The 11,157-nt window shown below is 54.1% G+C and carries 13 protein-coding genes; 4 read left to right on the top strand and 9 right to left on the bottom strand.

From position 1 onward, the window contains the following. Nucleotides 1-345: 345 nt before the first annotated feature. From V7730_RS13895 to V7730_RS13885, 3 genes are all read left to right on the top strand, one after another. Nucleotides 346-1,248, top strand: a complete 903-nt coding sequence (locus V7730_RS13895) for a glycosyltransferase (RefSeq protein WP_335748195.1) — start codon at nt 346-348, stop codon at nt 1,246-1,248. A gap of 343 nt (nt 1,249-1,591) precedes the next feature. Further along, entirely contained in the window at nt 1,592-2,935 is a 1,344-nt protein-coding gene (locus tag V7730_RS13890) for a glycosyltransferase (RefSeq protein WP_335748194.1), read from the top strand. Between the two features lie 348 nt (nt 2,936-3,283). Beyond that, nucleotides 3,284-4,417 (top strand): zinc-binding dehydrogenase, encoded by a 1,134-nt coding sequence (locus V7730_RS13885; protein WP_335748193.1) that lies wholly within the window; start codon nt 3,284-3,286, stop codon nt 4,415-4,417. A gap of 283 nt (nt 4,418-4,700) precedes the next feature. On the opposite strand, the gene V7730_RS13880 is transcribed toward V7730_RS13885, so the two are convergent. Genes V7730_RS13880 through V7730_RS13850 form a run of 7 tightly spaced genes read right to left on the bottom strand, consistent with a single transcriptional unit; the run spans nt 4,701 to nt 8,543 of the window. Beyond that, complete coding sequence (locus V7730_RS13880) at nt 4,701-5,459, bottom strand: SDR family NAD(P)-dependent oxidoreductase (RefSeq protein WP_335748192.1); 759 nt, start codon at nt 5,457-5,459, stop codon at nt 4,701-4,703. Continuing rightward, nucleotides 5,456-6,385: an SDR family oxidoreductase gene (locus tag V7730_RS13875; RefSeq protein ID WP_335748191.1), complete on the bottom strand. Its 930-nt coding sequence runs from the start codon at nt 6,383-6,385 to the stop codon at nt 5,456-5,458. The genes V7730_RS13880 and V7730_RS13875 overlap by 4 nt, the downstream gene beginning before the upstream one ends. Continuing rightward, entirely contained in the window at nt 6,270-7,277 is a 1,008-nt protein-coding gene (locus V7730_RS13870; protein ID WP_335748190.1) for a bile acid:sodium symporter family protein, read from the bottom strand. Before V7730_RS13870 ends, V7730_RS13875 begins: the two co-directional genes overlap by 116 nt. Next, complete coding sequence (locus tag V7730_RS13865) at nt 7,274-7,423, bottom strand: hypothetical protein (protein ID WP_335748189.1); 150 nt, start codon at nt 7,421-7,423, stop codon at nt 7,274-7,276. The genes V7730_RS13870 and V7730_RS13865 overlap by 4 nt, the downstream gene beginning before the upstream one ends. A 39-nt stretch (nt 7,424-7,462) precedes the next feature. After that, the gene (locus tag V7730_RS13860) at nt 7,463-7,891 is read right to left on the bottom strand and encodes a hypothetical protein (protein WP_335748198.1); all 429 of its coding nucleotides are present in this window, start codon (nt 7,889-7,891) and stop codon (nt 7,463-7,465) included. Continuing rightward, a complete protein-coding gene (locus tag V7730_RS13855; RefSeq protein ID WP_335748188.1) occupies nt 7,855-8,397 on the bottom strand; it encodes an NAD(P)-binding domain-containing protein in 543 nt (180 codons plus the stop codon). The genes V7730_RS13860 and V7730_RS13855 overlap by 37 nt, the downstream gene beginning before the upstream one ends. 14 nt (nt 8,398-8,411) lie before the next feature. Further along, nucleotides 8,412-8,543, bottom strand: a complete 132-nt coding sequence (locus tag V7730_RS13850; RefSeq protein ID WP_335748187.1) for a hypothetical protein — start codon at nt 8,541-8,543, stop codon at nt 8,412-8,414. 106 nt (nt 8,544-8,649) lie between these two features. Here V7730_RS13850 and V7730_RS13845 point away from each other — a divergent pair, with 106 nt between their 5' ends. After that, nucleotides 8,650-9,300: a TetR/AcrR family transcriptional regulator gene (locus V7730_RS13845; protein ID WP_335748186.1), complete on the top strand. Its 651-nt coding sequence runs from the start codon at nt 8,650-8,652 to the stop codon at nt 9,298-9,300. A gap of 204 nt (nt 9,301-9,504) precedes the next feature. Here the strand turns inward: V7730_RS13845 and V7730_RS13840 are convergent, their stop codons facing one another. Together V7730_RS13840 and V7730_RS13835 are read right to left on the bottom strand one after the other, a co-directional pair. Beyond that, nucleotides 9,505-10,485: a zinc-binding dehydrogenase gene (locus V7730_RS13840; protein ID WP_335748185.1), complete on the bottom strand. Its 981-nt coding sequence runs from the start codon at nt 10,483-10,485 to the stop codon at nt 9,505-9,507. Between the two features lie 55 nt (nt 10,486-10,540). Then, a complete protein-coding gene (locus V7730_RS13835; protein ID WP_335748184.1) occupies nt 10,541-11,110 on the bottom strand; it encodes a TetR/AcrR family transcriptional regulator in 570 nt (189 codons plus the stop codon). Nucleotides 11,111-11,157 lie beyond the last annotated feature (47 nt).

The following is an 11,157-nucleotide window of genomic DNA, read 5'->3' as shown; positions in this document are numbered from 1 at the left end:
CGTTCGGGTTGGATACATCTTAGCACGCTGTCCAATTTTGCCGGACCACTTCACTGCTAGCGTGGCGCAGTTCTCAAAACGCACCACAGCCGAAATGTGAAAGCTAAAAACCCATCTCGCCGCGGAACCAGCGTCCAGTTACCGAAAAAATGCCTCCCTTTTCGATGCGCCTGTACTTGTTTCAACGATGCCACTAGAAAACCGCTGTTGGACATCACACATGCGGCTGAGATTGGTTAAAGTTATGACCCTGATAGAAATCCTGACGTCACACGGATGGTCCGTCATGGATAACAACGAATTAATTTCAAGGATTTCGCAGTCATTGTGCGGAGTTATTGAGACATGATGCCTTTGTTCGAACCCGCGCTTGGTATTTGCCGTTTTTCGTTCTGCGGCAAAGGGGATTGGCAAACTTCTCGCGCTGCCAAAACCACATCTGAAATCCAAAGCATGCGCGACCAAGTTGCCGCCCAGCTTTATGCACCCAGTCGGATGGAACTGCGGTTCTTTCTATTCGAGAACTTTCTTCTACCTTCGCTCAGAGCACAATCTGACAAAAATTTCATTTGCTTGATTTTGACGTCCGATATCATGCCAAAAGTTTATCTTGAGCGATTGCACGACATCTGCGTAGCTGAACCAAACCTCGAACTATTGGTTTCGTCTGAATTAACTGTTCACAAGGCGTTATGGCCGCGAATTTCTGAATTGAATTCAGTTGCGGGGCGGCCTTTAGTCAACTTCCGGATTGATGACGATGATTGCCTATCACACGACTACATTCAAGAGCTGCGGAGCTTTATGATCCGGCTCAGTGATCGTGTCCCGATCGGCTACTCACGCTCGAATGGGCTGGTTATAACCAACTACCAAGCAGACAAAGAGATGTTTGTTTATCAAGCTAATCTGCCATTCAATAGTATGGGGACTGCAGTCCGCGTTCATGGGGAGCGCACAATATTCTCATTTGGTCATAATGCCTTACACAAAAGATTTCCGGCGGTCGTCGACAATTCAGGTATGGGATACATCTCGATCAAGATTGATGGACACGACTCTGAACCGATAAGCATGTCTATGCCCCACATAAAAAGCAGCCATGTACCGATTGGCGAGAACCAGACCGAAGTCATCCTTTCAAAATGGTTTTCCTTTCTGAGTGATGATACCAATTCGCGATATGCGGTGTTGGTAAACAAGATCAATCAGGCGGTATCGCTGTCGCAGCAGCTCCAATCAACTTGATCACGACAGCAGATATTCTTGAAAAGAAACGATCCTACGGCCCCGAAGAGATATCTCAATTAATGAGCCTCATAACCTCACGGAATCTGCTTTAAAATGTAAGGCTATGTTCTCTGGATGCACTCGTGCGATACTATCAAGAATGGCATATTCCGCATCGGGCGAAAGCGTTTCCTGCCCTTGTACTGGTGAAGAGCGATCATGGAGAGCGTTGATGGGATTTGGGATTAGGACAAAGCGAGCAGCGGATTGACCAGGGTCTTCAGCATCTTCGAAAGGATCGGCCTTGGTGGCGGTGGCAAGGTTAGAGCTGTCATTCGTCGCATGAATGCCCTTTTCCGAAATGGCTGATCTTGACTCGGTTCTCCTGAATCTCGACCATAGCCCCCATCAAAAGCTCAATTTTGCCGAACTTAAGGCCAATGGCACAGTTGGCTCGGATGTTCGCTGCCTGTCTGTGCCCGAAGCCTGTGAAAGCGCGGCACTGAAAGCGGGGGTTCAGCCCTTCAACGGGTTCCCGCAGTATGGCCATACCGAAACCAAAGGTAATAAGACCATCTACTCGCAAAATGGCGCACCTGTTATGATCGACAGGACAAAGCAAACCTTGATCGGTGCAATAACCAAACGGACGGTCACAAATGAAGACAGGAATCTTCTATATACGCTTATCAACGGTTCCCTTCATCAACTGATCAAGCGGAACGCGGATGGTACAGTTGAGACGACGGATTTTGTGAATTCCCTGCCAATCAGATGGACCAAATCAAAAGACCGAAAGTTTGTGATCGGCAAGAACCTGATTACGGACACCATCTGCAGAATGGAGCGTATCTTTGGTCAAAATCTATTCGAAATGATTGATTGGGACCATTCAGTGGTTTTCTTTGACGGTGTCACATCTGCCTACCTTGCACCCGTGACAAAAGGACAGCGCGCCCTGTTCTTGCACGCAGACCACCGTGGCCCTGATGGGAAGATCGTTCCGCGATCAAAATATCTGATCGAAAACTTCAAAGGTGAGGCGATCATTACATCGACCAATGTTCACAAGGCGCAGATTGAAAAAGACGTAACACCCTCTTCCGAAGTCCATGTCATCCCACATTTTTGCGAACGCGGCCAAGCGCTCGGGCAAGAGCGAAAACACTTTGTAACCGTTTCGCGGCTGAAGCTTACGGGCAAGCCAATTCATGAGTGTATTGAGGCCTTTTGTGAGGTGATGGATGAGTTTCCTGATGTCGACTATTTGATTTACGGCACAGGTTCTGGTCAGCAGCAACTGGAAGCACAAATCGCTCGGCTGGGCTGTGGTGATCGCGTGAAATTAGTAGGCTACACAACCGATCCATTGGCAATTTTTCAAAGCGCGCTGGCATCTGTCTATCCAACGACGACCGAAGGGTTTGGCCTTTCCATCCTCGAAGCACTTTCCAATGACTGCCCGGTGATTTCCTACGACGTTAATTATGGCCCCCGCGAAATGATTGAACCCGGAAGAAACGGCGAACTCGTGCTACCCGGAGATATTGATGCAATTGCAGAGGCGATGCGTCGCGTGCTTCTGGATCCACTTCGCTATCAGCGTGAAGTAGTGAACGGGCTGGAACGCTATACCCGTGAGGCATACATAGCCAACTACCGCGCCATCGTAGACAAGCTAACGCGTCCTGAGACGCCGTTGTGAGGCTGGCTATTATTGACGCCTGAGCTCCGGATTTGATACTAGGGTCCTCTTGCCCCCACCACGGCAGTCTATGAAACAAGATCATCGAATAGCTGCATGCGCTTCTTTGCAAACTAAATGCTGCGAATGTCCGCTATCTACCCGTCTGAAAGGATGTCGCTTTCGATCCTTAGCGGCCGTGGCGGACTACCCATTTAAGTCTGAGACTGTTTTCCGTTAGGTTACTCTTTCCTCTGGATTGGGCCATGCTAACATTCGACAGTAAATAGTCGTATCCTCTGCCAGCAGGGACTGTGAGTCCATGTCTCACATGGTGGTACGGAACAAACCCAACGAAAGAGATTTATTATGTCATTGCCACAGACCTATCTGCAGTTGCTGTCCACGTTGACCGAAACCGGCGAACTACAGATGCATTTTGCTGAAAAAGAAATGCCAACGCCTGGGCCCGATGAAGTGCTGGTGCGCGTTGAAGCGGCGCCGATCAACCCATCAGATCAGGGTGTGATGTTTGGCTGGGCTTCAATGGACAAATCCACAACAACCGGCGCAGGGGCCGCTACGGTTCTAAAAGCACCCGTTTCAGAACAGGGCATGAGGGTCATGAAAGCCCGTGTTGGGCAAGACCTTCCTATCGGCAATGAGGGCAGCGGAACAGTTGTTGCCGCTGGTGAGAATGCTCAAGGGTTGATGGGCAAGCTCGTCGGCGTCATGGGCGGCGGGATGTATTCCCAGTACCGCTTGATCAAAGCAGCCATGTGTTTGCCGCTTGGCCCAGACCATACAGCCAAAGATGGTGCGGCTTGTTTTGTGAACCCGTTGACTGCGTTGTCGATGGTCGAAACCATGCGTCTGGAAGGTCACACAGCGCTGGTTCATACGGCGGCGGCCTCCAACTTGGGTCAAATGTTAAACCGCATTTGCCAGGCAGACGAAGTGCAGCTGGTCAATATTGTGCGGTCCGCGGCACAAGAGAAAACTCTTCGCGATATGGGCGCAACCTATGTCGTAGACAGCTCAAAAGACAGCTTTATGGCTGACCTGATTGATGCGATCCACGAAACAGGTGCGACGCTGGCCTTTGATGCGACAGGCGGCGGGCGTTTAGCATCTGATATCCTTAGCGCAATGGAGGCCGCTGCCGAGCGCACCCCTGGCGCATACAGCATTTACGGTTCCGTAAAACACAAGCAGGTCTACCTCTATGGTGGTCTCAACACATCAGAAACAACACTCACGCGCGGATACGGCATGGCATGGGGCGTTGGCGGGTGGCTGCTGCCCAACTTCCTTGGCCGTGTCGGACAAGAAGTTGCAGGCCGCATGCGCGCGCGCGTGGTCAAAGAACTGACCACGACTTTTGTAAACGAATATTCGGATGAGATTTCCCTCTCGGACGCTTTGCAGCCAGATGTTGTTGCGCGCTACAGTGCGAAGAAGACGGGCGAGAAGTTCCTGATGAACCCGCAGTTTCCGATCTAGTCGAAAATCTGAAAATGCCCGCTCCGATGCATCTTCCAGTGCGTCGGAGCGGCTGCAACGAGTTAGGGTTTCATCAGCCAAAGTTGTCTGAGCCCCAGCGGATTTGGCAAGATAGAGCTTACAGATTTTGCGCTCTAGACGGTGCCTCGGCTCAAAAGACAGCAATTCTTCAATATTGATATTTGCTAAAAGACCACGGAATTTGCACGGTTGGCCCTGATAAACTGTACGGCGCATCAACTGCCGCCCGTGAGCGAACCACCAAATACGCATATTTCTGCAGTCACTTAGCGCGCAGGTTACGAAGCATGGAGCGCTGGTAGAGCTTGGGCGACACACGCATCAGCAGCGAAGCAAGTAGCGCCACGCGACCTACTGGTATGAACTCTTGCCCTTTATCCACCCCTCGAAGGATCACTTTGGCAGCGGCTTCGGGTGTCATGTAATCAATACCATCCGTCGCGGCCCCGGGTCGCAAAATCCCGTCCTCCGTGCGTTGGGCATTCCCAATATTGGTGGCAATGAAGCTAGGCGCGGCTATCAAGCAACGGACACCGAATGGTGCCTCTTCAGAGCGTAGAGATGAGAAGAACCCCTGCATCGCATGTTTAGATGCGGCATAGGCCGTGCGGCCATGCAAAGGGGCAAAACCAGCAACCGAAGAGATCCCAAGATGGGTTCCGCCGCTCTTACGGATCGAGTGCAGAAAAACTCGCGTCATTTCAACTGCGGCGAAATAAATGATGTGGAAGACCCGCCCATGGCTGCCCGCGTTCGTCTCCTCAAACGGGGCAATCTGCGACACTCCCGCGTTGTAAATCACCAAGTCTATAGACGGACGCGCTGCGATGATTTGCGACGTCGCGCGTTCCAGCGCGGTTAGATCAGTAAGATCAACAGCCGCCGACGTGCGGCTATTGGATGCCTCTAGGCCAGCGATGTTCACATCCAACAGCACGCAATGCCAGCCCTGCCCTTCCAACTGCGCGGCCAGCGCGCGGCCCAAGCCGCCGTTCCCACCAGAGATAACTGCAGTCTTCATAGCCCCGCCTCACGCCGCCAAAGACCGAAAACTTCGACGGAGCTAAGCTCTGGCGAATACCCAAACACGGACTTGAGCCGGTTGTTGTCCAGCACCGGACGATATTGCAAAAACCGGACCTGCTCTGGCCCGTAAAGCGACAGCCCCAACGGCCGCGCAACAGCCAACGCAGCTTTCAACGCCCAAGCAGGCAGGCGCAGAACCGGTTTACCCAATGCCTCTGCCAGATGATCAATAGACATCCAGCCATCCCCTGCCACGTTGTAGATGCCGGCCGGACCTTCAGTAGCGGCGCGTTTGAGGATACGGGCAAGGTCGCGTGTCCAAATGAAGACGAACGGGCTATCGCTCCCCTTAATTGCAAGCAACCTTTTGCGACGAAAAAGCGCAGTAATCTGGTTGTCGGTTCCCGCCCCCAGTACGGTGCCGATGCGCAGAATGACCTGCTCAAGTTCGGGGTGCTGCTGCCGAGCTGCTGCCAGCATCTCTTCGACCTGACGCTTATGGTCTGCATAGGGGAATTCGGGGTTCCCCCGACAAGGCGCGTCTTCCGTCAGTGGAACAGGGTTGTCAGCGTGGTATCCATAGGCAGCACCCGAACTGGTGACGACCAGCCGTCTGACACCGTGCTTTTTGCAAGCTTCCAGCACGTTGCGCGTCCCCGTGACATCCACTGCAAACGCGTCTTCCCGGCTCATCTCTCGTGGCGGGGTCACGATGGACGCAAGATGGACGACGACATCAGGGCGCAGCTCTGCAATCACCGTGTCGGGATCACTACCGGTCACATCCATACGGTGAAATTGCACCTTATCCGGCAAGCCTGCACGAGCTAGATCTGTCACGACGATATCGTGGCCCCGTAGTGCCTCGACCAATGCGCGCCCGATCATACCTGCGCCACCTGTGATCAGAATACGGGTCATCTCTTTGCCACCGTGCGCGACATGATACTGGCCAGTACCAGTCCGAAATTGCATGCCAAACGCCCCAGAACGCCGCAACAATCGCCATGCCGCCAAGTCCGCCGAAGAAGCCAAAAATCAGAACCAACCCGAGACCGGAATTCTGGATGCCTGTCTCGATGGTCACTGCTCTGCGATCAAATGGAGAGAGGCCGCCAAGGCTCGCCGTGGCGTAGCCTCCGGCAAGTTCAAGAGCGTTGTGAACGAACACCAGTCCCGCGATGCCACCGGCAAAAGCCAGAAACAATGCCCAATTGGCGGCAAGCGCTATGATGAAGAATGCGATGCAAATTGCCATCGATATCCATTGCAACGGCAGACGTAGCTTGCAGGTCAAATCTGGGCAACGGGCGTTTAGAGTGACGCCAAGAAAGAGGGGGAGGATCAGCATCAAGCCAACTGTTATCGCCATGCTGACAGGATCAATCACGGTCGTACGCAGGATTTCGGCCGATGGTTCATAAAGGCTCCCCCAGAATGCAATATTGAGCGGCGTCAGCACAATCGCCGCCACAGTGGCAAAGGCGGTCATCGAAACCGATAGCGCCGCATTCCCGCCCGTACGGTGCGTGATGAAATTCGAGATATTGCCACCCGGACAAGCCGCCACAAGTATCAAACTCAATGCAACAGACGCCTCTAGCCGCGCGACAAGCACAAGCAGGAAGGTCAGCACAGGCAGCACAATAAACTGAGAGGCCAAGCCAACGAGCAACGGTTTTGGCGCCTTTGCCAGCGCCTTGAAATCGCTTGGCTTCAGATCAATTGCGATGGAAAACATCACCACCGCAAGAATAGCATTCAAAAGGGTCAGCGACCCCGCAGAGAAATTGAGCACGGCATCGTCAATCATGCTCGGCTCCCGCCCAGTTTGACGATCCACCGAGTCACTGCTTTGCGGTAGGTCGCCTTGTCGACATAGTAGGCCATGCGCGGAAGGTCGATATAGTCCATACCGCCAGTCGCACGATCGAATTCCTGCGCCTTGGTCTTTTGCAATACGCGCGCGTCCTCAGCACCATCGCGCAATCCCTTGATTTAGCGCACCACCATCTCGGCCTGTTCATGTCTGCCCTGCCAGCCAAGGCCCGACGCCTCCACCATGCCGAGCACGAACAGATCATCCCGTTCGGGGTGCATACAGTTGAGATAAAAATGCGGAGCATCGCCCTGCCAGTTGAGATGCGTACTGTCGATAAACGGATAGTCCAGTTTGTAGCCTGTCGCAGCTAGGATCATGTCGTAGTCTGCGCTTGTTCCATCCTTGAAATAGACGGTCTTACCGCTGAGGCGATCAATGTCGGGGCGTATCTTAATGTCGCCGTGACCCGCATGATAAAGCACTAGCGAATTTACGATCGGATGGCTTTCGTACAGCTTGTAATCCGGCTTAGGAACTCCATATTTTTGCGGGTCGCCCACGAACCATCTCAGGATCGTCTCATCCACAATCCGCTTGAGCGCCATAGGCAATTTGATCGCCCCGCCCATGGTATCGGCCGGTTTGCTAAACGCATATTTAGGCACAAAGTAATACCCACGCCGCATAGACAGATCGGTGGAAATAGCATGTGGATTGCATCCACGGCAATATCACAGCCGGAATTACCAGCCCCGACAATCAGCACGCGCTTACCGTCAAACTGGCTTGCATGACGGTACTGAAAGGAATGGATCAGCTCGCCGTCGAACACGCCTTTGAACGTGGGCATGTTTGGCGCGCTCAGTGTGCCATTGGCGATCAGTACCCCCGAAAAATCCTCGACATACTCGCCTGCGTCATCGCGCCATGTGATACGCCACCTCTCGCCTAAGTGACCCAGCGGTGTACACGACAACACCTCAGCGCCGAAATTATAGTATTTGCACAGGTCGAAATGCTCCGCGAAGTCCTGAAAATACCGCTTCATTTCGCGGTGTGACGGATATTCGGCCACCTCGTCACGCATCGGAAAATCCGCAAACTCAGTCATTTCCTTGGATGAGATTAGGTGCGCCGTCTCATACATGGTCGAGCGCGGGCCATCGATATCCCACAGCCCCCTACCCCGGAGTTAAGCTGGAATCCCTGAAAATCTATCCCGTGTTCAGCCAGTAGCTTTGCCGCCGCCAAGCCCATCGGCCCTGCCCCGATCAAGGCAAGCCGGTTGTGCGTTTATCCCATCGCATCCTCCCATGTCAGATCTTAACTTGAACAAGTGTTCGAGTTAAGGCAAGTTGTTTTCATGGAACTGACACCGCCCTCCGAGAAGAAGCACAAAAGAGCCCCGTCAAAGCGGGCGCTGGCAACGAAAACGCGCGTGTTCGACGCCGCCGAAAAGGTCTTTGCAGAAAGAGGGTTCGACGGGGCAACGATCCGCGATATCGCAGCCAAAGCGGGCGAGCCCGTGGGCACCATCCACCACCATGGTGGCGGCAAAAAAGCGCTGTTTCATCAGACTGTTGCGCGCCGTGCCGAAGCTTTGTCGTGTGATCGTCTCGAAGCGCTCAAGAAAGTTCTATCCGAGGGGGATCAAACGCTTGAGCGCGTCCTTGCGGCCTTTATCCGTCCGTTTTTTGATTTGTCAGCCGAGGACCCTCGCTGGCGCAACTATGCCCGCCTCGTTGCCTTTGTGTCGGCCGATAACCGTTGGCGTGACATCTCTACGGAGTGTTTCGATCCCGTAGCAGAAGTTTTTTTGAACGAGATCATCAAACTTCTCCCTGCGACATCCAGAAAGCAGGTCGCCGAGGGGTTCGTCTTTTCTGTCTCGGCCATGCTCGCGCTGCTGACTTCACAGCATCGCATGGGGGCATTGGGGGGCGGATTTGAGCTGGAAGGCACACAAGCCGACCATCTGGTTCGTTTCTGCGCTGCAGGCTTTCGGGCTTCATGACAAGAGTGCATAGCGTCCTTGCCCAACTTGCTATTCCGCCCATCTCGCATGAGCGACATCGGCGTAACAGCGGCGGGCGCCGTTTGGCGAAAAAAGAATATCAAGTTGCTAGATAAAGATGGAAAGCCGCTTACACCTTTGATGCCCTCCCAGAAGCTACGGCTGCGCGTGAACGAAGCCGTTGCGTTTATCTTCGAACGACCGTCAGGGCCGCAGCATGATTTTTCCACCACGTCCCGGCGCAAGGGCAGCCTTCATCGCATCGGCGCTTTCAGGCAGTGGATAGGTCCCGCCAGTATCGAGCGGCAACTGCCCCTGCGCGGCAAGCTGGACAAGTTCACCAATCAGGCGGCGACGGGTGTCGGGTGCCATCTCACTGCTGACACGCGACCCCCAGAAGCCTTTCACCGTAATGTGCTTCATGATCAGCTCGCCTGATGACATGGACAGCGGCTCTCCGGTGGCGGTGCCGAAGACCACCAATTCACCGTCTCGCCCCAGAAGTTCCACAAGTTCACCGGCCGTTTCGCCGCCGACTGAATCGATGGCCGAGACGGCACCGGCCTCGCCGATCAGGTCGCGGGCTTTTGTCGCCCAGTCGGCATCTGACGTGGATAGCACATTGTCCATGCCTGCTGCGCGCAGCTCATCGGCGGCTTCGTCACGGCGAACAAGGTTAATGATGTGAATGCCCCGTGCTTTGACCAAACCGGCCATGATCTTACCAACCGCGCCGTTTGCGGCGGTCTGGATCAACCAGTCCCCCTTGCCGACCTTGAGCGTTTCCAGCAACGACAGCGCGCTTAATGGCATCGAGATCAGCTGCGCACCTGCCTCGTCGGGGATGGCGTCAGGAAGGGGCAGTAGACCCGCAGCACTGGCGGTGAAATACTCTGCCCAAGTGCCATGAATACCCGCAGCGACAACACGCTGACCGACCAAGGCGGCATCGACGCCGTCCCCCACGGCCTCAACGATGCCCACAGCTTCAGAGCCACCGATCGCGCCCGGCAGTTCAGGCTTGTAGCCGTAATTTCCACGGATCGTCCAAAGATCATGGTTGTGGATCGGCGAGAGCACCATACGGATCAAAGCCTCACCAGCGGCAGGGGTCGGCGTGTCGGTATCGCGTGGGGAGAGGATTTTGGCAGGCTCGCCAAATGTGTCGTGGATAGCAGCAAACATATTGCTCCCTTTCAGTTCGTGGTTAATTCCCGTTCGGGGAGAGTTGTGCAGAAGTTTAGGTCCGCGCCCTGCGCAGACCCGTGTCGTTACTCGCAAGCTTGACCAGCACCGCAGCGCCTAGCCATTTGGGATAGAGCATACATGCCGCCGCCTGCGGAGCGTTAAAGACGCGGACACGGCCGTGCTTAGAGCCGCCCAACAACAACCGCGCGATACGACCGCACAAAGCATCAACACCCTGATCCAGAGTGTCACGCATATTGTTGGATAGATCGGCGACTTCAGCGCCCAGCTTGACCACAAGGCATTCGCCCGCGGTCCCGACGGAACCGGATTGAGCAGGCCAAGCATCCCAGAACCTGTCCAGCTTTTCGCCGCTCGTTCCCGGGCCCGCGATCAGCACATCGATGCGTTCAAGATAGCTCTCAACGTAGTCCGCATAAAGAGCGGTGCCGAAGGCTTCCTTGGACACAAAGTAGTAGTAATAGAACGATCCCTTGGGAGCCTGAATTTCTGCTGGAATGCGCACTGGCCCGACGCCCGATAACCTGTTTCGAAGCAAAAGCGCACGACCTGAATCAAGAATGCGTTTTCGCGTTAGATCGGATTTTTTTGCCTCTGCCATAGATATGATCTAAGCCCTACCTGATTAGTCTCCTACAACACCTCCCA

This window comes from Sulfitobacter sp., assembly GCF_036961165.1.
GTDB lineage: Bacteria > Pseudomonadota > Alphaproteobacteria > Rhodobacterales > Rhodobacteraceae > Sulfitobacter.
The sequence above is the reverse complement of the archived record's forward strand: the minus strand, read 5'-3'. Positions and strand labels throughout refer to the sequence as shown.